Annotated in this window: 20 protein-coding genes and 2 pseudogenes; 9 read left to right on the top strand and 13 right to left on the bottom strand. The window is 68.8% G+C overall.

Translation table 11 applies throughout. The features are described from left to right. Positions 1 to 1,102: 1,102 nt before the first annotated feature. On the top strand, positions 1,103 to 3,784 hold the full coding sequence (locus OG623_RS34570; RefSeq protein ID WP_406143076.1) for a Helicase associated domain protein: 2,682 nt from the start codon (positions 1,103 to 1,105) through the stop codon (positions 3,782 to 3,784). A gap of 220 nt (positions 3,785 to 4,004) precedes the next feature. Here OG623_RS34570 and tpg read toward each other — a convergent pair whose 3' ends face one another. The 8 genes and pseudogenes from tpg to OG623_RS34530 form a co-directional block, all read right to left on the bottom strand. Continuing rightward, positions 4,005 to 4,562, bottom strand: coding sequence for a telomere-protecting terminal protein Tpg (tpg, locus tag OG623_RS34565; protein WP_406143078.1), 558 nt, complete (start codon positions 4,560 to 4,562; stop codon positions 4,005 to 4,007). 12 nt (positions 4,563 to 4,574) lie between these two features. After that, on the bottom strand, positions 4,575 to 6,818 hold the full coding sequence (tap, locus tag OG623_RS34560; RefSeq protein WP_406143079.1) for a telomere-associated protein Tap: 2,244 nt from the start codon (positions 6,816 to 6,818) through the stop codon (positions 4,575 to 4,577). Positions 6,819 to 7,019: 201 nt separating this feature from the next. After that, positions 7,020 to 7,535, bottom strand: a complete 516-nt coding sequence (locus OG623_RS34555; protein WP_406143081.1) for a hypothetical protein — start codon at positions 7,533 to 7,535, stop codon at positions 7,020 to 7,022. Between the two features lie 866 nt (positions 7,536 to 8,401). Continuing rightward, positions 8,402 to 9,817 (bottom strand): lamin tail domain-containing protein, encoded by a 1,416-nt coding sequence (locus tag OG623_RS34550; protein ID WP_406143083.1) that lies wholly within the window; start codon positions 9,815 to 9,817, stop codon positions 8,402 to 8,404. A 211-nt stretch (positions 9,818 to 10,028) separates the two neighbouring features. Continuing rightward, positions 10,029 to 10,142: pseudogene (locus tag OG623_RS34545) on the bottom strand (aminoglycoside phosphotransferase family protein); the annotation flags it as partial. Positions 10,143 to 10,264: 122 nt separating this feature from the next. Further along, complete coding sequence (locus tag OG623_RS34540; protein ID WP_406151609.1) at positions 10,265 to 10,693, bottom strand: hypothetical protein; 429 nt, start codon at positions 10,691 to 10,693, stop codon at positions 10,265 to 10,267. A 45-nt stretch (positions 10,694 to 10,738) separates the two neighbouring features. Continuing rightward, entirely contained in the window at positions 10,739 to 10,996 is a 258-nt protein-coding gene (locus OG623_RS34535; protein WP_406152128.1) for a cupin domain-containing protein, read from the bottom strand. A 234-nt stretch (positions 10,997 to 11,230) separates the two neighbouring features. Then, a pseudogene (locus OG623_RS34530) lies at positions 11,231 to 11,492 on the bottom strand (ferredoxin family protein). 229 nt (positions 11,493 to 11,721) lie between these two features. Here OG623_RS34530 and OG623_RS34525 point away from each other — a divergent pair. The 4 genes from OG623_RS34525 to OG623_RS34510 are packed head-to-tail and all read left to right on the top strand — an operon-like array spanning position 11,722 to position 13,856. Continuing rightward, a complete protein-coding gene (locus OG623_RS34525; protein ID WP_406151608.1) occupies positions 11,722 to 12,423 on the top strand; it encodes a DUF2249 domain-containing protein in 702 nt (233 codons plus the stop codon). Beyond that, the gene (locus tag OG623_RS34520) at positions 12,416 to 12,883 is read left to right on the top strand and encodes a cupin domain-containing protein (RefSeq protein WP_406151607.1); all 468 of its coding nucleotides are present in this window, start codon (positions 12,416 to 12,418) and stop codon (positions 12,881 to 12,883) included. The genes OG623_RS34525 and OG623_RS34520 overlap by 8 nt, the downstream gene beginning before the upstream one ends. Then, positions 12,880 to 13,077 carry a DUF6104 family protein gene (locus tag OG623_RS34515; RefSeq protein ID WP_406151605.1) on the top strand — a complete coding sequence of 66 codons (198 nt, stop codon included), beginning with the start codon at positions 12,880 to 12,882 and terminating at the stop codon, positions 13,075 to 13,077. Before OG623_RS34520 ends, OG623_RS34515 begins: the two co-directional genes overlap by 4 nt. Positions 13,078 to 13,094: 17 nt before the next feature. After that, positions 13,095 to 13,856: a helix-turn-helix transcriptional regulator gene (locus tag OG623_RS34510; protein WP_406151603.1), complete on the top strand. Its 762-nt coding sequence runs from the start codon at positions 13,095 to 13,097 to the stop codon at positions 13,854 to 13,856. A 458-nt stretch (positions 13,857 to 14,314) separates the two neighbouring features. Here OG623_RS34510 and OG623_RS34505 read toward each other — a convergent pair whose 3' ends face one another. Next, a complete protein-coding gene (locus OG623_RS34505; protein WP_406151601.1) occupies positions 14,315 to 15,298 on the bottom strand; it encodes an Lrp/AsnC family transcriptional regulator in 984 nt (327 codons plus the stop codon). A 95-nt stretch (positions 15,299 to 15,393) separates the two neighbouring features. Between OG623_RS34505 and OG623_RS34500 the strand changes: the two genes are divergently transcribed. Together OG623_RS34500 and OG623_RS34495 are read left to right on the top strand one after the other, a co-directional pair. Then, positions 15,394 to 15,846, top strand: coding sequence for a VOC family protein (locus OG623_RS34500; protein ID WP_406151600.1), 453 nt, complete (start codon positions 15,394 to 15,396; stop codon positions 15,844 to 15,846). Between the two features lie 139 nt (positions 15,847 to 15,985). Beyond that, a complete protein-coding gene (locus tag OG623_RS34495) occupies positions 15,986 to 16,357 on the top strand; it encodes an antibiotic biosynthesis monooxygenase family protein (protein ID WP_406151598.1) in 372 nt (123 codons plus the stop codon). Between the two features lie 444 nt (positions 16,358 to 16,801). On the opposite strand, the gene OG623_RS34490 is transcribed toward OG623_RS34495, so the two are convergent. The 4 genes from OG623_RS34490 to OG623_RS34475 form a co-directional block, all read right to left on the bottom strand. After that, positions 16,802 to 18,058 (bottom strand): cytochrome P450, encoded by a 1,257-nt coding sequence (locus OG623_RS34490; RefSeq protein WP_406151596.1) that lies wholly within the window; start codon positions 18,056 to 18,058, stop codon positions 16,802 to 16,804. Continuing rightward, positions 18,055 to 18,849, bottom strand: a complete 795-nt coding sequence (locus OG623_RS34485; RefSeq protein ID WP_406151594.1) for an alpha/beta fold hydrolase — start codon at positions 18,847 to 18,849, stop codon at positions 18,055 to 18,057. The genes OG623_RS34490 and OG623_RS34485 overlap by 4 nt, the downstream gene beginning before the upstream one ends. 649 nt (positions 18,850 to 19,498) lie before the next feature. Then, positions 19,499 to 20,938: a purine-cytosine permease family protein gene (locus OG623_RS34480; RefSeq protein WP_406151592.1), complete on the bottom strand. Its 1,440-nt coding sequence runs from the start codon at positions 20,936 to 20,938 to the stop codon at positions 19,499 to 19,501. Between the two features lie 70 nt (positions 20,939 to 21,008). Continuing rightward, the gene (locus tag OG623_RS34475; RefSeq protein ID WP_406151590.1) at positions 21,009 to 21,965 is read right to left on the bottom strand and encodes a flavin reductase; all 957 of its coding nucleotides are present in this window, start codon (positions 21,963 to 21,965) and stop codon (positions 21,009 to 21,011) included. Between the two features lie 330 nt (positions 21,966 to 22,295). On the opposite strand from OG623_RS34475, the gene OG623_RS34470 reads away from it, so the two are divergent. Together OG623_RS34470 and OG623_RS34465 are read left to right on the top strand one after the other, a co-directional pair. After that, positions 22,296 to 22,889, top strand: coding sequence for an amino acid synthesis family protein (locus OG623_RS34470; RefSeq protein WP_406151588.1), 594 nt, complete (start codon positions 22,296 to 22,298; stop codon positions 22,887 to 22,889). Beyond that, positions 22,886 to 23,437, top strand: coding sequence for an amino acid synthesis family protein (locus OG623_RS34465; RefSeq protein WP_406151586.1), 552 nt, complete (start codon positions 22,886 to 22,888; stop codon positions 23,435 to 23,437). The genes OG623_RS34470 and OG623_RS34465 overlap by 4 nt, the downstream gene beginning before the upstream one ends.

The raw sequence follows: 23,437 nt of genomic DNA, 5'->3' as shown, positions 1-23,437 counted from the left end.
TACCATATCGCTGCGCGATATGCAAGCGGGGCGGTCGCTGCGCTCCCGCTGGCCCTCGCGATGCGAGGGCGGTCCCCTCCGCTGCGCTCCAGGGACCGGTGGAGCCGGCCGCTGCGCGCCCGGCTGGCCGCGCATCGCGCGGCCGTGGCTGGCGGCGTGTCAAGGTACAGGTATTGGGGGTCTTCAGTAAGGGAGTTGAGAGTGCTCCGCACCTCTTGGGCGGGTCCGCTGCGCTCCCCCGTCTGACGGTCCTTCCCGCTGCGCCTCCAGTCCCTTGGGGCCCGCTGGCGCGGGCCGGGCTGGCTGCAAGGGGTGGGGGTCGCTCGTTGGTATGAGGTCTAGTGTACCGTGTGCATCAATTTGATGCAGCATGTACCGTTGGCAGAAACATGGGACACCCCCAACCGCCCGGGAGCCTTCCCTAAATTCCGAGAGGAACGGCCTCAGGTGACTGTTCACCACGAATCTACCGGACCCCATCCCAATCGAGTGCCGGGTTCTGTGCGTCGGGTGACGCAGTACCAGACAGCGGGCGTGAACGCCCGGTTGAAGCTGTTCGCGCTCCTGGAGGCGCAGGGGTGCCCGCAAGCGAGGCGGACGACCTGATGGCCGCGCTGGAGGCCCGCTGTTCGCGGACGGATAGGACAAAGGCGTGACGGCCATGAGGGAGGCCCTGGTGGCATCGCGGATCGGGACTGGTCATGGGCGCGGCGGTCAATCTGCCGAAGCGGCTGAACTGCCGTACACATGGCGTACGTGAGACAGCGTGAGCGGGTTGGCCTGGTGTGGCTGGAGAGGCTCGTCCGGGAGACCGTGTTGCCGCGCACGCACCCGAACACCACGCAGTCGCGGCGGGTGCTGGAGGCGCTGGGCGAGGCCGGATGTCTGTGCGCGGCGGGGGGGGATGTCCAGTGGGGACGTCATCTTCTGCATGCGCAAGACCGGGCACTACGCCCCGGACGACAAGCCGTCCTTCATGGACAGAAAAGCCCGGCGGCTGGCATCTCACGGACGTGTCGATCTGGGACGACTCCGCCTACGCACATCTACACATGGCCATCTGAGGCACCACCAGGAAATGGGCATCGGGAGAGCAAAGTAAATGTCTGTGATTCCACTCAAGGAACATCAAGTAGACCAAAAGTCGAGCTTCCGAAACTGGGTCGGATTCCCTGCAAGATCACCTGTGCCTCCGGAGGGGGCCCGCGCCACTGGGGTGTCGGCGACCGGATCCGGGAAGACGATCATGGCCGCCGCGAGCGCGCTGGAGTGCTTCCCGGACGGGCGGATCCTCGTGATGGTGCCCACCCTGGACCTGATCGTGCAGAGCGCCCAGTCCTGGCGCCGGGTCGGACACCGCGCGCCGATGGTCGCCGTCTGCAGGGTGGACAAGGACGAGGTCCTGGAGCAGCTCGGGGTGCGCACCACCACCAACGCCATCCAGCTCGCGCTGTGGGCAGGGTCCGGGCCGGTGGTCGTGTTCGCCACGTACGCGTCCCTGGTTGACCGCGAGGATCCCACCGACGTCACCGGCCGCCGGAAGGTCCGGGGGCCGCTGGAGGCGGCGCTGGCGGGTGGGGAGCAGCTGTACGGGCAGCGGATGGCCCCGTTCGACCTGGCGGTTCTGGACGAGGCTCACATGACGGCCGGGGACATGGGGCGGCCCTGGGCTGCGATCCACGACCAGTCGCGGATTCCGGTTGATTTCCGGCTGTACCTGACCGCTACCCCGCGGATCCTGGCCGCGCCGCGGCCACAGCGGGGGCGGGACGGGAAGGAGTTGGTGATCGCCTCGATGGAGGACGACAGCGTCACCTATGGCAACAGGATCTTCGACCTCGGACTGGCGGAAGCCGTCGAGCGGGCGATCCTTGCCGGGTTCGAGATCGACGTGCTGGAGATCCGGGACCCCGACCCGATCCTGGGTCTGCCCGAGGATGCTCTGCGCGGCCGGCGGCTCGCGCTGCTCCAGGCCGCGCTGCTGGAGCATGCGGCGCAGATGAACCTGCACACCGTCATGACTTTCCATCAGCGGGTCGAGGAAGCGGAGGCGTTCGCGGAGCAGATGCCGCGTACGGCAGCCGAGCTCTACGCAACCGAGGCGTCCGAGGCTGCTCTCGCTCACGCGAAGGAGCTGTCGGCCTCCTCCATCGACGCCTCGCTGTACGAGCTCGAGGACGGCCGCCACGTGCCCTCGGACAGGGTCTGGGCCGGCTGGCTGTGCGGCGACCACCCCATCGCCCACCGGCGCGAGCTCATCCGCCAGTTCGCAGACGGCATCAACGCCGCGAACCGGCGAGTCCATCGGGCATTCCTCGCCTCCGTACGCGCCCTCGGCGTCGGCGTCGACATCACCGGACTGCGCGGTGTGGAAGCGGTGTGCATCGTCGGCTCCCGCAGCTCCCAGGTCGACATCGTCCAGAACATCGGGCGGGCGCTGCGCCCGAATCCGGACGGCAGCACGAAGGTCGCGCGGATCATCATCCCGATCTTCCTGCGGCCCGGTGAGGACCCCAGGGACATGGTCGCCTCCGCCAGCTACCAGCCTCTCGTCGACATCCTCCAGGCCCTGCGCTCACACTCGGAGCGCCTCGTCGAGCAGCTCGCCTCGCGTGCCCTGACCCGCGGCGCCGAGCGCCGGCTTCTCCACGTCCGCCCTGCCCCCGCGGGAGGAACCGGCGGCGGGGGGAACGGCGGGGGCGTCGAGGAAACCAGTGAGGCGCAGCGGGAGATCGAGCGCGTCACCCAGGTCGTGGTCAACTTCGCCCGCCCCCGTGACGCCGCCGACATCGCTGCTCTGACCCGCTGCCGCGTCATCCGGCCCGAGTCCCTGGTCTGGCTCGAGGGCTACCAAGCCCTCGTCCGCTGGCGGAAGGAGAACGAGATCACCGGCCTGCACGCCGTCGCCTACGACACCGAGGCGGCCGTGGGCGCGACGACGGACTTCCCTCTGGGCAGATGGGTCCACCAGCAGCGAAGAGCGCTGCGTGCCGGTGAGCTCGGTCCCCACCGCAAGGAGCTCCTCGACCTGCCGGAAGCCGGGATGGTGTGGGAGCCGGCTGAGGAAGCCTGGGAGACGAAGCTCGCCATGCTCCGCTCCTACCACCGGGCCACCGGACACCTCGCCCCCAGGCAGAATGCTGTGTGGGGCGAGGGCGAGGCGGTGGTGCCCGTCGGACAGCACATGACCAACCTCCGCCGGAAGGGGCAGAAGAACGGCCTGGGCGGGGACTCGGAGCGGGCCGCCGTGCGCGCGGCGCAGCTGACGGAGATCGACCCGGACTGGGACTGCCCATGGCCGCTGGACTGGCAACGCCACCACCGCGTCCTCGCAGACCTCGCCGACGCCGACGGGCACCTCCCCGACATCCAGCCCGGCGTACTGATGGACGGCGACGACCTGGGGAAGTGGCTGAAGCAGCAGAAACAGCCGGTTACCTGGGCAAGGCTCCTGCCCGAGCAACAAGAGCGCCTCACCCGGCTGGGCGTGAGGCCCGATGAGCCGTCGTCTCCCGCCCCCGCAGCGCTGCGTGCGGCGAAGGGGCCGAGCAAGGCGCAGCAGGCGTTCCAGCGCGGCCTGGCAGCCATGGCGCAGTGGGTGGAGCGGGAGGGCGCCCACCGGCCGGTGCCCCGCGCCCACGGCGAGGAGATCACCGTCGAGGGCAAGGCGGAGCCGGTGATCGTGAAACTGGGCGTGTGGGTCTCGAACGCCAAGTCGAGGCGCGACAAGCTCACCGCGGAACAGCTGGCCGCGCTGCGGAAGCTCGGCGTGGAATGGGCCTGACACCGTCTCCGGCTGATCGTTTGAACCGTCTGGACACGCGAAGTGCGCAGAGACTCCGGGGAGTCGGGTCCTGGATCTTGTGCGGTCAGTGCTCGAGTTCGAGCGGTAGACCACAGGCCCAGTGTCGAGCAGGAGTGCGGCCGACAGTCTCGCTCAGGGCGCTGTCGGAACGCGGGGACGGCCTGCAGCAGCGGGAGCCGTCTGCCGTTGGGCGCGGCTGCTAGAGCCCGAACTCCAGGTGCTCGATGTCCGTAAAACGGACCTCCTCCAGGCTGCCGGCGCGGCGGCCGTTGTCCTGGAAGTACACCTCTTTGAGCGCTTCGGCAGCGATCTCCTGGAGTTCGCGTTCGCCGGCGCCGGCCTCCTGGGCCTCGAAGAGGCGGGCGGCGTGCTGCGGGGGCAGGGCGACGGTCAGGTGCCGGATGCGGTCCTGGTCGGTCGACCCGATCGGCGCGGTGTAGCCCATGCGGGCGCGGGTGTCGATGACGATGCCGCCGGTGGTGGCCGCCTTCTGCCTGGCCTTGGCCCTGATCTGCGGCTGCCACCGGGCCTTCACCTCACGCTCCAGGCGCGCGGCGAGGTCGGCGCGAGGCTTCTTGATCTGGTCCTTCACGTACCGCTCGACGGTGCGCTGGGAGATGTGCAGCATCTGGGCGACCGCCTTGGTGCCCTTGAGCTGCTTGACCAGGTACCGCATCTGCGCGGGCGCGCTTTGGGGTGTCGGGCGGGTGAACGCCTTGTGCACCGCGGCGTCCAGGCCGTCCCCGAACAGGCTCATCGTGCCCTTCTCCTACTCTCCGTTGTCGGCGTCGGTGACGGTGCCGTCCTTGATGTACCGGGCGAGGTTGAGCTCCGGGGCGTTGAACCGGTCACGGACCTCTTCGCCCCACAGGACGCTCTGGGTGCCCTCGTGCTTGACCAGGCCCGGGTTGATGCCGAGCTTGAAGCCGCCGGGCAGCGGCTTGCCGTCCCGGTAGGGCAGGAAGTCCGGGGGGCTGGTGCCGTCGGCCGCGTAGACGACGCAGTCGGAGAGGATCGCGATCGGGTACTGGCCGGTGAACGACGCATGCTTGACGATCTTGCGGTGCAGGTTGATCCGGGTGCGGGAGATGACCGCCGCGCGGATGTCGGGGCGCCAGGTCGGGCGGGACAGGGCGCGCCACGGCTCGCCGGGCCGCCAGCCCTCCCCGCGCGGGCGTTCGCGCAGCTTCCCCAGGCCGCCCTTCACTGTCGCCTTGATGGCCGAGACGGCGATCGCCAGGTGCGGGTCTCGGTTCTTGTAGCTGTCCATCGCCGCGAGGAAGTCCTCCGGCGACAGGTCGGCGTGGATGCCGAGGTCGGCCATCGTGGCGAGGTAGGCGTCACGCAGCCGGTTGTACCAGCTGTCCAGGTAGCGGCCGTTGTCGTACCGGACGTATGCCTCGATCGGCGTAACGTCGTAGCCGAGCTCCACCGCGTAGGCGACGGTGGGCGTGGCGTACCAGGCCGGGCCCTCGGGACGGTCGCCCTTCGGGGTGAACGGGCTGGGCAGCAGACTCGCGTCCAGGTCCGCCCAGGTGTCCTTGGCGGCCTTCACCCGGTTCAGGTCGACGTGGGACAGGTCCACCAGCCATGAGCCGGGCAGCTTCGGGTCGAAGACCGGGTTCTTGACATGGGTGGGCGCGCCGAGGCCGACAGTCAGGCCGTTGGCGCCCGCGCCGAACGCGAGGTTCACGTCGATGCCGACCAGGTGGCGCAGGGTGCACTCGGCATCCGTCATCGGCCGCGCCCAGTCGTACGCCTCCTCGAACAACTTCTCCCCGGGACCACGGACATGGAAGCGCGGGAGGTCCGCCAGGAGCGGGTGTCCGTCGGGCGCCTCGCACGGCGCGCAGTCCACCGGGTCCTTCCCCAGCGAGCCGGGGTTGTGCTCGGAGTGCCGCCTGCCGTCGGTGTCCGGCGCGGATGCGCGGGTCGGCGGGTGCAGGGCGGTCATCAGTTCCAGGCCGGTGACGGCCGTGGAGCCGCGCGGCGTCATCACCCGGGCGGCGTACACGCCCAGGAGGCGGGCGAGTTCCGCCGGCGGGAGCCGCCCGGCCTCGCCCCAGTGCCGGGTGTCCAGCGCGTTCCAGGAGGGGATGCACAGTTGCACGCAGGCCCGCTCCGAACCCTGCGCGGGGCGGTAGATCCGGGCCCACGGCCCCAGGCCGCGCTTGGTCAGCATCCAATCGGCGCGGGCGAGCTGCTTGACGGCCTTGTGGTTGTCCGGGATCCGCCCGGCGAGCCGCTCCTCGTCTGTGAGGGTGCCCGGGAGGCCGTAGCGCTCCAGCGCGGCCTCGGTGAGCACGAGCAGCGGGTCGGCGTCCTTACCGGGACCAGACAGCTTCGACTGACCGAGTTTCGCCTCGCGCAGTGTCCAGTCCACCAGTGCCGGCAGCGACTTGGCGGGCACGTCCAGGACCAGGCCGCCGACGCAGTACGCCAGTACCTTCCCGTCCTCGATGTCCAGGACCGCCAGCGGGCCGTTCTCGAACCGCAGACCCGTCTCGCCCGCGGGGGGTACGGGCGGGGCCGCCTTCCGTGCGCCCGGACGGCGCGATGTCGACGTCGGCCCGGCGGTGCGCGCAGGACGGAATGCGGTCGATGGAGTGGCGGTGGGGGCAGAGGTCTGGGTGTTCTCGTGTGCCGTCGTCATGGCCGCAGCCCCGCGGGCCGGGCCTGTGTGCTGAGCCCGATCTTCCGGCGCGGGGGCCACGGGGCCGTCGAACATCGCCGGTGCCGCCGTGTCCTCCTCCGCCGCACCGGTGGTGACCGGGGCGGGGTAGAGCCTCGCAAGCCCGTCGAGAAGCCGCGCATACGCGTCACGCTCCGGCGGGCGGGGCTCGGTCTTGCCGGACTCCCAGCCGGACACCGTGGCCCGGCGCACCTGCAGCGCGGTGGCCACCTCGTCGATCGTCAGGCCGTGCGCGGCACGCAGCCTCTTGCGCTCCGCCGGCGGCGGAAGCACGGCGCGGGACGCGAGCAGCGCATCGACCGCGTCGAACAACTCGGACATGGAGCACCTCCCGACTGGGAGCCTACCCCATGAACCGCACGGATCACGTACGTTCGCCGTTCGAACAGCGTACATATGGCGTGCTTTTCAGGTGATGGTGTTCCAGGGACCCGGCAGACCGATCTCTCGCAGCGAAGGTCGAGCGGCCGTTACAGCCAGGCTGCCTGGGGCAGGCGATCAGGGACGGGGACTCCCAGGCCGCTACGAGGTCCGTTCCGGGCACGGGCGGGCATCCGGGGCCCCGGCCAGCGGCGCCTCCCACTCATACGGCGTCGCGGTCAGATACAAGCGGCGCTTGGTGCGGACCCGGGAGGAGCCGTGGAACACCGTCCAGTCCCTTGTCCCAGCCGCCCGCGGTGCGGTATGCCTCATCCACGTCGCGAGAACGAAGACCGCAGCCGGGAAGACGGAGTGCTGGACCTCCTCGATCCGCGGGAGCGAGTCGAGGGTCACGGACACGGTCGCCGACTCGTTCTTCTTGGCACCCTGGGCCAGCCAGTACGCCAGGTGCTCCCCCGAACCCGTGGACACCGCCCCTGCCTCGGCCGGCACGGGATGCTTGCGTACCTCGAGTGAGGACATGGCCATCAGCGGCTCGCGGCGGCCATCCGCACGGGCGGCCTGGGCCCAGCACCACACCAGCAGAAGCCGGGTATCGACGGCCTCGACCGTCCGCAGGGCGATCAGCGTCCTGCCCGTGCCGCACGCGAACACCATGTGACCACACGAACCCGGCTTCCTGGGGCCGCGTAGCCCGCTGTGAACCACCGCCTGCCGGCCGGAGCGCAGCATACAGCGGACGGGCGCGACGGCGTCGGCCAGAGACGGGGGGCGGTCCGGGGCGACAGAGCTGAGGTCTCGGCGGCCATCAGGTGGTCCTTGAGAGAACCGGCCGAACGCCGCAGGGCGGAAGGCCCCGCGACGACATCGACCATCGCCTCAACCAGATCGGTCCAGTGGGTGAGAACCTTGACCACCACGGCCGTACCGAAGATCTCCAACACACTGGTCGCCAGAGGCCACCGACCGCTGCCACATGACGATGGATTCCTCGGCCCGCCCCACCGACTTCAGGGCTCCGGCCACCCGGGCCAAGCCAAGTGCCGCAATCGAAGCCCTCCGACCCGTGGAAGGACGGCACTCCGGCATGTCGGAGGGGACGCCTGCTACCCAAGTCCGCTCGTACGGTTCCAGTGAGCCGACAACGACGTACCGGGAACGGCTTGGCGGGCACGTCCAAGACCGGGCCGCCCCCGTGGACCGCGTGGGCGCTTCCGCCGGAGCGGGAACCGCCCCGCTGAACCCGCAGCCTCAGACGCCGTTGGCGATGACCGCACCGGGACGGGGCAGCAAGGCCCTGATCCAGGGATCTGGGACCTGCACGCAGTTCCTTCATGCGCAGTCAGGTGAACTGCCGTCGCGGGAGTGCGCCGGCGTCTTCGGCATACGGGAGAGAGCGCAGGGAGCCCCAGACCCTGCGGTCCGGGGCTCCCTGATCGTGTTCACCCGTCCTTGCCACCCCGGTCCCGCTGCCGTTCAGCCCGGCCGGCCGGTGCCTCCCGGCAACGCGTCACCGTGAAGGATCAGCAGGTGATGGTGCCCCTGCGCAGGGCGTGGCCGCCGTCGTTGGCGTCGTCGGCCCAGTGCACAGGCTTGGAGCCGGCCACGCAAGCATCCGAGCCGGCGAGCGTGAAGCCCTCGTTGTTGTAGTTGGGCATGCCGGCGGGGCGGTCGTAGACAGCGGCCGTGGCGAAGGCACCGGAGGTGTCGACCTTCAACGTGCTGTGCCGGCCCTCGCAGGTGTCGTCGCAGACCGCCCACAAGCGTTCCGCCTGGGGTTCCCACTGCAGTTCCATCACCCCGGCCATACCGCTGCTGAACGAGGCGACACGGGTGTAACTGCCGGAGTCGGTCAGAACATAGCCGTAGATCATGCCCGTGCCCTCCAACCCGACGAAGAACACCCCGCCGCTGTGAGCGCCGTAGCCGGCCGGATCGTACACCGCCCCCGTGGAGGCGTCCCTGAAACCAGCACCGCTCAGGTAGGCGTCGGGAATCCAGGTGATCCCCTCGAAGCCCAGGTTGGAACCCGTCCCGGGCAGATCAGAGGTCAGGTCCCACTCCCTGGAGGCAGCCAGCAACGACCCCGATCCGGTGACGTCGTACCTCAGCACCGACAGGCGGCTGGTGCCCGAAACATCACCATCGCGTTCACTGGCGACGAACACCCCACCCGCAGAACCGGAACCGGCCAGCGTGACACCCTCGCTGTCAGGGCTCCCGGAACCACCGGTGAAACGCAGAACCCTGCCCGAAGACCATCCACCGCCCCCCTCCGGCTCCCAACCACCCACGCCGTCCTGCACCAGCCGCCACAGCTTCCCGCTGTTCTGCACACCCCACAGCACATCACCCTCCTGGAAGAGACCGCTCAGATCCTCCCCGAACACACCGGAAGCATCCGCGGTCTCCACCCCGCTGCCACCCGGCCACACGACCGGACCACCCGGACTCCCGCAGCTGTTCAGGCCACCGAGACTCACAGCCGCCGCCTGCCCGAACTCACCACTGCCGTCCGGGCAACGTGACCAGGACGGATCGGAATGCTCACTCCAGGAAAAGCCATCCACCAAGGTCTCACCGTCAGCAAGATAAAGACGCGCCTCATCACCGGAGCCAAGCCCGAACGAATCCCCGACAACGAACGCCCGAGCCTCACCCGCCGCCAAAGCGCTCCCAGAGGCAATCCTGTAAACGTGATCCCGGTCGCCGTCCCTGAGAACCCAGCCCGAAACATCGACCGTGGCAGTGCCCTTGTTGAACAGCTCGACAGAGTCACCGGCATCCCCCCTGGTCACCACCTCGTTGATACGGACATCATCAAACACAGCCGCATGCGCCACCGGCACAGCACTCAACACGGGAGCGGCCAACAACGGACCGGCCACGAGGAAACCCGCAAGAACACGACGCCTACCGCGGCCGATCGATCTGTACACGAAACCGTCCTGACATGGTCATGAGCAAGACCATTCGATCCTCCCCACCCAGACCCAACAAACCCCTCCCACCAAAAAGACAACCCATGAACGCCAGACACACCCCACGACCACAAGACCGCCGGGCACCCGAACCCCCAGCCCCGGCCCATGACCGGCCGAGCCCACCACCTCCACTCACACCCCCACCCGCAAAGGCCATGCCCGCGACTCACATCCGGGACCTCAACACGCCCACCTCACAGCCCCGCGCGAACGGGTCGAAACCATGCTCCAACAGCCAGCGAACCACCAACAGGCTTCACAACGACCACCAGACAAGCACACGCACCGTCCAACACGGTTCGCCCGACAAGTCCGCCAGACGCCCGAGCCGGGGCAGGTCGCCCTTTCCGGCACGGTCGTAGTGAGGGTGAGGTGGTGGGGGCCAGGACGTTGTTGGCGTGCCTACGCTGCCGCCAGGTTGACCCCCAGCACCACCAGGACCGCCACTTTCGCGATCTCGAAGGCCACGTAATACATGTGTCCTCGTGAACGTGGGAGTTCCTCACCAGCGAGGACTCGATCAGACCTTCGGTTCAGTCGGCGGCGGACGACCCCCAGTTGAATGGTGAGCAGCACTGCCATGACACAGATCAGCACCACGATACTGACATGAGGATCGCCAACGGCCGCGGTCACGGCGATCGCGGACGCCAGGACGATCTCGATGTGGTTCAGCGCACGAAAGACCTTCCGGCCGATGCCCAGCCCGATGGGGATGGTCACACCGGGAGCACGGAACTTGAGTGGCGCCTCCAGGAAGGAGATTGCCGACACCATCCCGACCCATAGAAACGTCAGGGCACCCGCGACCGCGGCCGACGTAGCGTTCATTCAACCCGTCCTCTGTATCGAAGGGCGGCCGTCCGCCATGACGGATCAAGCCACCGGCCAGCTTGCCAACCGGTCCACGAACTGCGGTGGCGAGGCCACGACCATGAGAGATGCGGGGGCATCGCCGGGGTTGGACAGGCTGACACGGTCGCCGACAGCGATATGGGCAGCGGATGCGCCTGCCTGCAGCGTTCGGGTCTGACCGTTGTGGTGCAGTTCAATCGTTCCGGCCACGGGGATGAGCACGATCTGGGAGAGACCGTGATCGTGCTCAGGCATGGACCCTCCGACGGGCAGCTCCACGTGGACGACCGCAACCTGGTCGGAGGTTTCGGCTGCGACAAGGATGCCCGCTGTCGGGCCCTTGGGTACGGGTGCGCGGTGGCGGGGGAAAGAGGAGACCTCGGCTACGTGCACGGTTGTCCTTCCTTGAGTTGCGAATACAGACGGCCGCGGCCCCTGTTGTGGGTGGTGGTGCGTGCCCGTTGTGGGCAGTGCCGACCTGTTGAAGGGCCACAGGCACGAGAGCTATCAGTACTACTGGGGTGGGAGAGCAGCGACCACGGGGTGGTGCTGCTCGACTCGATTGGCCCGAGCGAGGTGGCGTCGCCCGGTGCTTCGAGGCAGTCGAAGAACTCGCGTTGGCCCGCGTGCATGCGCGCCACTGTGCCGGCGCGTCCTCCTCATAGAAGATCGCCTCGACCGGGCAGACGGGCTCACAAGCCCCGCAGTCCACGCATTCGTCGACGTATGCCCTGTCCTTCACACCCACACACGGTTGGGCGATCACATAGGCCATCTCCCCGCCTCCTCTCCCTGACGACCGCGTCAAGTGACAGGTTTTTACGAATCCTACATGGAATAAATGGCTTCACACCCTCGGGGCGGGACTCCCAGGAGGCCACCTCTCACGCAAGTTGACGAGACGAAGGCACCGACACGCTCCGGTTCGCCATTTTTACGATGCCATATGTAATAATCTAGCCGCTGATGACCTTGTCACGCCGGAAGCGAGAAGGAGCAACCGCATGTCACCCGCTGCCGAGGTATTCATCCAGTCGACCGACACGGACCCGGAGATGAAGGCGCAGGCGGTGATCGAACAAGCCCATGCGCAACTGCTGGAGCAACTCGAAGCGGCACCGACGGCCAAGGAGGGGTCCACCACCAGGTTCGCCGAGCGGCTGTACCGCTGCCTGGCGGCCACCGACCTGACGCTGTACGCCGCAGCGTCAGGCGCAGCCGAAACCCGCCTGCTGGTCCGCGCACTGCGCGCCGGCGCCAGGACTGTCGGCGAACAGATCGACGCCCTGACCTCAGCGAGTGACGAACCCGCGCGAGCCGACGCGAGCCGCACCCTCACCGGAGGGCTCACACTCCTCCTGAACACGGAGCGCAACGTCCTGCTGCCCGCGCTGCAAGCCCTGCCGGGCGTCGATCTGCCTGCACTTGCCGAAGACTTCACCACCGTCCTGAACGGCGGCGAACTGCAGGACTCGACGGTCGTCGACGTCCGCGAGATCCCGCACGGCCGCCGTCACCCCCGCATCTTCACCCGCTTCGCCCGCCTCGCGGAGCGGGAGTCCTTCGTGCTCGTCAACAACCACGACCCCAAGCCGCTGCGGCGCGAGTTCGAGGCGACTCACCCCGGCGCGTTCGCCTGGGAGTACGTCGAGTCCGGGCCGGAACAGTGGCAGGTCCGCATCACGCGGGTGGCCAAGAGTGCCTGAGGTACGGGCACCTGAACCGGCGGACGAGACCACGACGGCCCGTCTCCTGTGCGACGTGCTGACCCCCGTTGGGACTCCTGAGCAAGTCGGTGTCCTGTGGAAACTGGCCGAGTCCGGCCGACAACTCGACGCCAACCTGGTGCGCTTGCCCGCAGGGGAACACATCGGCACTCACGCCGAGCCCGACCTGGACGTCCTGGTGCTCGTCGTCACCGGCGCGGGCACGATGCACACCCCCGAAGAGCAGCTCTCCCTGGTCGCAGGAGCCCTGGTGTGGCTGCCGCACGGGTCGACGCGGAGCATCACGGCGGGGCCCGACGGCCTGACCTACGTGACGGTGCATCGCCGTCGCCCGGGCATGCAGATCCGCCCCCATCCGGATTCCGCCCTGACATCGGCGCCCGCACCCGCCCGGTCGGATGGCCCCGGCCGTTCGACGCCTGCGGAAAGCGGACGATGACCCGGTTCGGTCAGGCCCTCCAGGAACTCCGGGCACGTCGGGGCGCGGAAACCGTGAGCGTGGCCTGGCTCGCGGGCGAACTGCAGTACTTCGTCGACCTGAACCCGGACTTCGAGGTCCCCGTCGACCGCCTCACGACCTGGCTGGCCCGGCTCGACGACCTCGACGACCTCGACGACCTCGACGACGAGTGACGGCGGCGACCGCACACATGGCCACGGCGCATCCGCTCGTTTCTCCTACACAAAATGGTAAAATCAAGCAGATGACTGAGTCGACGTTGCACGATCCGGCTGGGCCGGACGCAGGCGCCGCCGGCAAAAGCCGGGGCCACGTCTTGGACGTGCTGCGTTCTGCTTCCGGCACTGTAGGTGTGCGGGAGATCGCCGAGCAGACCGGCCTGCACACCAACACAGTCCGTTTCCACCTGCACACACTGGTCGGCGAGGGACTCGCCGAACGCAGCAACGAGGCACTCGCCCACCCCGGCAGACCTCGCGCCATGTACTGCGCTACGGCACCCCCCACCCCAGCCGGTCGCCGGAGTTACCACTTGCTCGCCCACATGCTGACGGGCCTTGCGGCGGAAAGACTGGAACACCCTGCGCAGGCCGCAGCCACCGCGGGAGAAGCCTGGGGCCACTACCTCGCCGACACCCCGTCTCCCACACAGCACATCAGCGCTGAAGACTCGGTCGGCCGGCTGTCCCGGGTCCTCGATGACGCCGGATTCGCCCCCGGACCCGTGGACGGCGGGACAGCCCCCGTGATCCCGCTGCGCCATTGCCCGTTCCTGGAGCTCGCAGAGGAGCATCAAGACATCGTCTGCTCCCTCCATCTCGGCATCATGAGAGGCGCCCTCAAAGAGGTACGCGCGCCGCTCCGGGTCGAGCGGCTGGAGCCGTTCGTCGCCCCCTCCCTGTGCGTGGCCCACCTGTCCCGTACGGACGGCCCCACGGGCGACGCAGCCTGAGCACCCGGACGACGGAGCGAAGTGGGATCGAGGCGTGCCCTCAGCTCATGGCTGAGGGCACGCCTCGTGCTGCGGAACGGACAAAGGATTCTGCCCTGCTCTCGGCTGCTGTTGTCCGAGCCAATGGTCAGGGCGTCAGACCTCGTGATGGATGGCCTTACGCAGGGGCCCGTCCTCGCGGAGGAGGACTGACCGGAACCAAGGTCCGCGTCCGTCCTGGTTTCCGCGTAATCGCCCCACACGCCTTTCTCCGGCATTCGTACGCCTTCCCGGCCACCGGTCCGTCCGGCGACCCAGCGTTGAAGCGCTGGATCTCGGCCGGCGTGTGCTGTCGCATCCCCCTTGCCGAGCCATCAACACGTGGCGACTTCAGTCTGGGCACTCACCGCTGGGTCGTGGAGAGCGCGTTCGCCTACCCGCCCTGGTTCCGCCGTCCACGACTCCGCAGGGCACAACGGTCACTGGACGAGACGACCACCGACCACGCGCGTGGCGGCCTGCTTCACTCTGCTGAGCAGCGGAACGATCTCGACGTGCATGACTCCTGGCACGCCGCCCAGCCGCTCGGTGACGTAGGTGAAAAGGTCGTTGCTGTCGCGACAGGTCACCGCAGCCACGATGTTCGCGGAACCTGTGACCGCGGCGACCCAGCTGGTCTGCGGATGCGTGGACAGCGTCTCGCAGACCGCGGCGATGCGGTCCGGCGAGACCTGCAGGAACAACGTAGCCGAAGTGCGGTAGCCGAACGCTTCGAGCATCACGTCGACGTCCACGGAGACCGCACCGCTGTCCAGGAGCGCCTGAAGGCGCCCTCTGACCCGTGATTGCGGCCAGTTGAGGGTGCGGGAGAGCGCTGACACGGTGGCTCTGCCATCCCCGCGCAGCGCCTCGAGGAGATCGCGGTCTTCGGGGGGTACCGGACTGTGCGTCACCATTCGCCGACGCGGAGTGTGCCCTTGCAGGAGATGTCGTTTCGCGGCATCGCCGAGCGGCTCATCGAAGCCGGACCACTCGGCGGGACCACCGGAGTACGAGTGCAGTACCAGGTGCGTGGTGAAGGAGAGAACTTCTGCCGTGTGCGAGATCTGCGGCAGTACTCCTGTGCCACAGGCGGCATCGGCCGGCAAGGACGTGGTGCACATCAGCTCAGCGCCGCCCGAGTGCAACGCCACCCAGGAAACGTCGTCGCGCGCGGCGAGCACGGTTCCCAAGCGTGGGACGGCAGCGGGACGGCACCGCAGCCGCAGCAGCCAGAGCCGGCGGCTGGCAGCGGCGGCTGCCTCGCTGACGAGAACCCTGAGCACACCTGCCTCGCGCATGGCGCGATAGCGACGCGTCGCGGTCTGCTCCGACACCCCGACCACCTCGGCGATCCGTCGCATCGAGGCCCGTCCGTCAAGCATGAGGCATTGGAGGATTTTCTCATCCACGAGATCCATCATGAAAGTTTATATTCCTCAGGCAGCTCCCCTAGATGTTATCGAGCGAAATCGTCCGGCACGCGTAGCGTGGAAAGAGCCTGGTCCACACTCGACGCATGAGCGTTTTGAACCATCAGATCGTCTGGTCCCGCGACGCCGAGGCGTCCGCCCGCTTCCTCACCGACATGCTGGGCTTCGAGCCGCCGGTGAAGCTGGGGCACTTCGTCATGGTGCGGGTCAGTCCTGACATCACCTTTGACTTCATGACCACCGACCGCGCCATCATGGCCCAGCACTACGCCTTCCTGGTCAGCGAAGCAGAGTTCGACGTGATCATCGCCCGCGTGAGGGAGCAGGGCCTTGAGCACTGGGCGGATCCCCTGCACAGGGTCCCGAACGCTGTCAATCGTCTCGACGACGGCCGCGGCGTCTACTTCTACGACCCCAGCGGTCACGACCTGGAGATCATCACACGCCCTTACGGCAGTGGAGGGCTCGACGCCGAGCACGTAAACCCACTGCTCGCCGAGGAACTCGCGGCGCGCGGGAAGCTGCCGGACCTGTCGTAACCGAGCTGTCAGCTGCCCGCCCTTCAAGGTCCGTTCCTTGCCGCAGCGGTCGGCCGAGCGGCGGGGGGGGCCACGGCTCGACCGACCGCCGGGCAGGCCCGACAAGGCCACTCGCCCCCTTTCGGAAAGGAAAACCATCATGCCGAAGTTCACCGAGCTGGACTCTCACGTGACACTCGCTGACCAGCTTGAGGAGGATGGCGGCCCGGTCGTCCTCGTCAACGTCCTGCGCGTCGCTCCGGAGGACGCGGACCAGCTGTTGGTGGCCTGGTCGACCGACGCCGCCGCAATGAAGAAGCAGCCGGGTTTCATCTCGACTCAGCTGTACCGCGGAATCGCCGGCAGCGGCACGTTCCTCAACCACGCTGTCTGGGAGTCAACGGCCCACTACCGCGCGGCCCGCCTCGACGAGAGCGTACGCGCGGCCGCGCGTGAGCTGTATCCGGCCGGCCTCGTCGCCAGCCCGCATCTCTTCCGGGCTCAGGCCGTGCCGGGGATCTGTGTCGCCTGACTCACCACCTCGCGCACGGGAGGCGGGCACCGAGGAGTCGGCGTACTGAAGCCCTGGTGACGCTCCTGAAGGGAGAGATGGGCCCCGGCTGCGTCGGGAACGACACGTCCTTGGAGGACAGTCACCGGGTTCGGTCTCGTGTTCCGGCCGCGAGACCGGAGGGGCCTCCGGGGTTGGTGCCGGTGTCCCGCCGGGACGCCGGCACCAACGGTGCCGCGCCTGCACGTGCAGGAGGCTTTCACGGCCGACCGGCTCACCGTCTGCTTGGTGGCCCGGGGTGGGCCCGGGCGCGCCTCGCGTCGCCAGGTGTGCGTCCACCAGGCGGTGTCGTTGGGACCGAGCTGCCACAGCCGGTCCACGGTCGGACCGGTGCAGCCCTGGCTTCGGCCACCACAGCCGACCGTACCAATGCATCCGGACAGGGAACCTCGGTGAGAGCCGGTGTCACGCATCTGCCACTCGCAGCGGCAGCGACTTCAGTCCGTTGATGAAGTTCGACACCAGGCGGCGTGGTGGAGCCGCGGGCCCGAGCGGGCCGGGCGGGAGTGCGCGGCAGGCCTCCTCGTACAGTGCGCGCAGTTGCAGGCGCGCGAAGTGCGCGCCGAGGCAGACGTGTGGGCCATCACCGAACGAGACGTGCGGGTTCGGTGAGCGGGCGAGATCCAGGGCGAACGGGTCGGGGAAGGCGCGCTCGTCGTGGTTGGCGGAGGCGTGGAAGACGACCACCTTGTCGCCGGCGCCGATGCGCACACCGGCCAGGTCCGTGTCCTGGGTCGCCGTGCGACGGAAGGTCAGTACCGGTGGGTGGCGCCGTAGCAGTTCCTCCACTGCGGTGGGGAATCCCACGTCGCCGCCGCGCAGGCGGGCGTAGGCCTCGGGGTGCTCGGCCAGGAGGTTCAGGCCGCCGGGGGCCGCACTGCGTACTGTGTCGTTGCCGGCGACCACCAGCAGGAAGAAGAACATCTCCAGGTCCGGCGCGGTCAGTTCGGGATCGGTGGCCAGGGCCGTGATCACGTCGTCGGCGGGGTGTTCCCGCTTGTGGGCCGCCAGGGCGTGCGCGTAGTCGAACATGTCACGCAGTGCCGCCGGGGAGCGTGGGTTGACCGGTTCGTTGTCCGGGCCGAGTGTCGGCGTTACTGCCTCGTCCGGGTCCTGGTATCCGATGACGCGTCGTGTCCAGTGCAGGAGGAGTGCGCGGTCGGAGTCCGGTACGCCCAGGAGGTCGGCGAGGTTGAGCAGGGCGTAGTCGTCGGTGACCTGGGTGACCATGTCGCAGGTGCCGTCGCCGGCGCGCGCTTCGGTGACGGCACGGGTGAGCAGGGCGCGGGCCCGTTCACGTACGACGGTCTCGAAGCGGTCCACGCGCTTCGGGGTGAAGGCACGGCTGATCCGTACGCGCAGCCGCCGGTGGTGCGGAGGGTCCTGGTTGAGCATCATGCGGCGGATGAACGGCAGGTCGGCGGGGTCCGGGTCGCGGATCTGGGTGGCTCCGAGGTATGAGGAGTACGTCGAGGAGTCCTTCAGCACGCGTACGGTGTCGTCGTGCCGGGTGACCGCCCAGAAGCCGGGGCCCGCCGGCCAGCCGAGCACCTCCGGCTCGTCCTGCCAGGCGACGGGGTGGTGGTCACGCAGAGTGCGGTAGCGGTCGTGCGGGATGCCCTTGCCGTAGCACCTCGGGTCGAACACATCGGGCACGTTCACGCCTGTACCTCGCCGTCCTTCGTGTCCGCCCGCAGGAAGTCCTCCATCACCCGGATCAGATCGAGCGGTGCCTCGTCCATCGCGTAGTGGCCGCACGAGGGCAGCTCGACCAGTTCGGCGCGCGGGAACCAGCGCATCCAGGTGGTCCGTTGCAGGTCGGCGGAGAGAGCGGGGTCCAGCGCCCCCACCACGGCCAGGGCGGGGACGGGCGAACCGTCGACCGTGCCGTGGAAGCCCTCGCCTGCCCAGGAGTCCAGCCAGGTGCGGAACGCCTTGGCGTCGCTGCACTCGACGGAGCGACGCACCATCCGGTCCAGCCAGGCCGCCGGCCGTCGGCCTCCGGTGGTGATGTCGAGGATGACGCGGCGGTTGTCCGGGCTCTGCGCCGCCCCGGCGAACAGCTCCCACTGTTCGGGCGGCAGCGGCAGACCGGACGCGGGGACGGGCGACACCCCCACGATTCTGCGTACCCGGTGTGGCGCGGCGGCCAGTGTCCGCTGGATGACGGAGCCGCCCATCGAGTGGCCGACCAGGGAGAACCGCTCCCAGCCGAGCCGGTCGGCCAGCGCGAGCACGTCCGCTGCGCCCTCGGCCGTGGTGTACGCACCGTCCGCGTGCCTGGCCTCGCCGTATCCCCGAAGGTCCACCACCGCGTACTGGAACGAACCGGCATCGAGGTCCGGCAGCACCGGGTCGTACGCGGAGCGGTCGGCGAACCAGCCGTGTACCGCGATCACCTTGTGCGGGCCGTCGCCGTGCAGGGCATGAGGCAGAACAGACAATGCGGTCACACCGGCTCCTGTCGCAGTACGGCGGCGTCCTGTCGGTCAACAGCCCGTCCGCCCGCCCACCGTGGCGGTATCCGTCGGCCCGCGCAAGGGCACACGCGAGGGGCCGGCCTAGTAGCGTCTTCCGTTCGGATCAGGCCGGATCAGGGAGCGGGGTCCGGTGCGTGCAACTGCAAGGCGGAGGATTGAGGCGACGCGGAGCGATTGGGGCCTCCCCTGCTCGAGCGAAGCCGAGAGCTTGGGAGACGCGCACCAGACCCCGCGAGCCCGGCATGATCCAGACGAGAGGTCCTGACTGCGTCACGGCGGCGGGCTCTCCGTACACCCGGCGCTTCCGGAACTGCCAGGTGGACCAGGCGAGCTCGCCGGGCACCGGGAGAAGAATCGCCCGACGAACGGCACCGCCGAACGGGGCCGCCACCGGGCGACCCGGATTCCGCGCTGGTCCGGGCGCCGGGCGGGCGGTATTCGTGCGGCGCCGCGCGCCCGGACCAGCTGGTGTCGTTCCGCTCGTTGATCAGTGCTGCGTCATTGCCCTGACGGTCCTGGGGTGGGTAGTCCGCAGCAGTGGGTCCCGTGTCGGTCGGCTGCCGCTTCCGGTGTACGTAGGGCCGGCCAGGGGTTCGGGCGGTGGCCTGACCTCGCAGCGGTTTCAGGTGAGTTCGGCGAGGTCCGCCGGGTGCTCCGGCTGCTCTGTGGTAGCCGGCGCCGTGGCAGCAGCGGGCCGCAGCCAGAGCGGTTTCAGCCGGTAGGTGAGCAGATAGAGCACAGCCGTGGCCCCGGCCGCGACGAACATGCTCAGATCGCCCGCGCCCGGGTGAGCCGCGGCGAAGGGGCCGGTGTAGAGGGTCGACTGCCAGAAGGGCACGGAGGCCGCGACTCCACCGGCCCAGGCCACCAGACCCCAGTCGAGGACTCTGGAACGGTCGTAGAGCTCGGAGATCCGGCTCGCGTCGCCGCGTCCGCCCAGATAGAAGTCGAGCAGCAGCACGGTGGCGAACGGTGCGATGAAGTACGCGGTCAGGTTCAGGAAGACCTTGAACTTGTCCTCGACCCCGGTCGCGCCCCACAGGCTGATGACGTAGGCGAGTACGCAGATCGCGGCCACCGCCTGGGAGCGGGTCACCGGGACCTTCAGGGTCTGTACCGAGATCGCCCCGCCGTAGACGTTGAGGAAGTTCTGGGCCAGGGCGGACAAACCGACTGCGATGAGAGCCGGTACGGCGAACGGGCCCGCCAGCTCGTGCAGCGCGGCGATGGTGTCCGTACCGGACGCCGAGCCTCCGACGATCACGCCCAGGATACCGAGCCAGCAGATGGTGGCGAAGTTGCCGAGACCGGTGTACCAGGCTGTTCGCCGGACCACCTGGGGGGTGTCGGGCAGATATCGGGAGTAGTCCGAGGCGAAGGGAGCCCAGGCCACGAGGAATGCGAGGAACCAGCCCCCGAGGGTCACGGAGCCGCCGACGGAGCCTATGTAGCCGCTCGCCTGCGGGTTGGCGGCGAAGAGGCTGCCACCGCGCACCACGGCCACTACGGTGATCAGCACGAACAGTGGCGTGAGGACGTAGGTGAGCGCCCGCTGCAGAAAGTTAATCATGTTGTAACCGAAGACGGCTACGACCAGTTCGACGGCGGTGAGCAGGGCGGCGCAGAGCCAGAACGGCCAGTGGGACAGTTCCGCGAACGCCTTTCCGCCGAGGATGACGGTGACCGCGGCCCAGCCGACTCCTGAGAAGACGTTGATGTAGGCGACCGGCACGAAGTTGCCGAAGAAGCCGAGGGGTCCGCGGGCCTGGATCTGCTGGGGCACACCGAGGCGTACGCCCATCTGTGACATCACGGCCATCAGTACGGAGCCCGCGCCGGCCCCCGCGATGATGGTGCACACGGCGACGGGGAAGCTGAGCCCGAACCTGGCCGCGCCGAAGCCGAGGACGATGACGGGGAAATTGAGGCCCGCGGCGAACCAGACGAAGAACTGGGAGCTCGGCTTGCCATGCCGTTCGCCGTCCGGGATGTGGTCGACGCCGAAGGGCTCGACCTTGGTGAGCGACGTGCCGTAGGCGGGTTCCTGGGCGTCGTTGGTCATGGTGTGCTCCGCAGGACGTAGGACTGCAGGATGTGGGGCCGGGGGCCCGGGCGGCGGTGGCCGGTGACGGTCACCACGGGAGCGGCGCCGTCTTCGAGATGTCGAAGAAGCCCCCACCGCTGTAGACCAGCGGGGCCCGCTCGTCGTGGGCGGCGGAGACCACCCGCCCGGTGAAGACGGTGTGGCTGCCCGCCTCGATGCGCTCGCCGATCTCCACTTCGAGCTGTGCGCTGGAGCCTTCGATCAGTGGAGCGCCGTGTTCGCCGGGGCTCCACTCGATCCGGTCGAACTTGTCCGGGCTCTTGCCCGCGAACACCTTGGCCACGTTGAGCTGGTCGGCGGCGAGGATGTTGACACCCAGGTGACTCGCCCGATGGAGCACGGGGTGCGTCGACGAACTGCGCTGGACACAGACCAGGACCATGGGCGGGTCGAGCGAGATGCTGGAGAATGCGTTGACCGCAAGGCCCCGGGGGGCGCCTTCGTCATCGGTGGTGGTCACCACGGTGACACCGGTGATGAACTTACGGTGCACCCCGCGCACCAGCTCGGGCTCGACGGCGGTCCCCTGCGTGGTGGTGATGATCCCCAGTGCCTCCAGGAGCTGCCGGGAGTCGAAGGTCACGCGCTCCTCGACGATGCTGTCCCCGTCGAAACGGGCGAACGTGGACCCCGATACCTCGATGGGCCTGCCGGTGGGCGGCACGCCCAGGAAGGGGCCGGTGTGCCGGCCTGTACTGCGCCAGCGCACGGCGAGGCGGTCGCCTTCCTCGACGAGATCCTCGATCTCGGTGCGCAGCTCGGGGAACGCTTCGCGCACGGCGCGGATGCTCTCCTTGAACCCTTCTCGGCTCTGCTCGATGCCCTGCGGTCCGCGGAGACGTACGTAGGACGGGCTCAGCAGGTCGTCCAGGGCTGCGACGTCGCCCTGGTCCCACGCAGCGGTCCATGCGGCTCGAAGGCGTACGGACCTGTCGGTCGGGGCGATGGTCGCGGTGTGGTCGGCGGAGTCATAGGTGCGGGACATGACGTTTCCCTCGGTCTGCGGCTCTTGCATGGCACAGGACGCTAGGAAGAGGGTGCGGCGCTGTCAATGCCATGAGCGATATTCGCCAGAACCTTTCCTACGTCAGCTAATGCAGCGGTCAAACCGATATTCCGAAGCCTCCCCTTGACGGGCTCCTAAGTGGACTCCTAGCCTCACTGGCATGGCACAGCAGCGAACGAAGAGGCAAAGAATGCGACACTGGCTCCTCCGCAGTCCCGGAGATGCCTGGCGACGGGGCGGCGACGCGCCGGTGGCGTGCCGCCGGGGGTATGTGCTTTGCGTCGCTGAGTACATGCCGGGGTCCGCCGCATGACCGGCCTGCGCAAGGTCGTGACCGTCGTCGACGAGGTCCTGTTGGAACTGGGCCGTCCGGTGGCGACTCCGGTACGCCGGGTCGCGGCCGCGGCGGTGATCCGCAATCCGTGGGCCGGCCGCGGATTCGTCGCCGACCTGCAGCCCGACGTGGAGTCCGTCGCACCGGGCCTCGGCCGCATGCTGACCGGCCGTCTGATCGAGATGCTCGGTGGCGTGGAGCACGTCGAGGCGTTCGGCAAGGCCGCCGTCGTCGGCCTCGACGGCGAGATGGAGCACGGCGGCGCACTGATCCACACCCCGTACTTCGGCAATGTGCTGCGGGAGTTGACCGAGGGCACCTCGATCATCGTGTTCAGCGACGACCGCCTGGTGGCGGGCGAGGCGCTGACCGTCCCGCTGTGGCACAAGACCGCCGCCGCCACCCGCTCGCATTACCAGACGGTGCAGATCCGCGTGCCCGACGCGCCCCGTCCCGACGAGATCGTCGTGGTCGCCGCCGCCGCGTCCGGCCCACGCCCCAACGCCCGTATCGGGGACCGCCGCTCCGACCCCGTAGTCCGCCTCGAAGATCTGGAGAAGACCCGATGAACATCCGCAAGATCATCACCTACGCCGAAGACGTCCACACGGAGGGAGGCCGGCCCGTCACCCCGGTCGCGCGCACCGCGGTGGTGCTGGCCGTGATCGAGAACCCGTGGGCGGGACAGGACTTCGTGACGGACCTGCTCCCGGGCATCGACGAAGTGGCGCCGCAACTCGGCGCGCTGCTGGCGCCACGCGTGGTGGAGGCGCTCGGCGCCCCGGTCGAGGCGTACGGCAAGGCCGCGATCGTCGGCCTCGACGGAGAGGTCGAGCACGGCAGCGCGCTCATCCATACGCTGAAGTTCGGTGACCACTTCCGCAAGGCGGCGAACGCCACCACCCTGCTCCCCGCGGTGGAGAAGCGGGCGGCCGCCGGAGGTACCTTCGACATCCCGCTCAAGCACATCACCGACGCGACGGTCCGCTCGCACCACCAGAGCATCGAGGTACGCGTCCCGGACGGGCCGGGGGCGGACGAGATCGTCATCGGCCTCGCCGCGGCGGCCCAGGGCCGGCCGCAGTCGCGGCTCGCCGCGCTGTCGACCGAGCAGTAG

Origin of the sequence: Streptomyces sp. NBC_01012, assembly GCF_045162755.1 — a bacterium.
Classification (GTDB): Bacteria; Actinomycetota; Actinomycetes; order Streptomycetales; family Streptomycetaceae; genus Streptomyces.
Note: the sequence above shows the minus strand (reverse complement) of the source record. Positions and strands in the feature narration are given on the sequence as shown.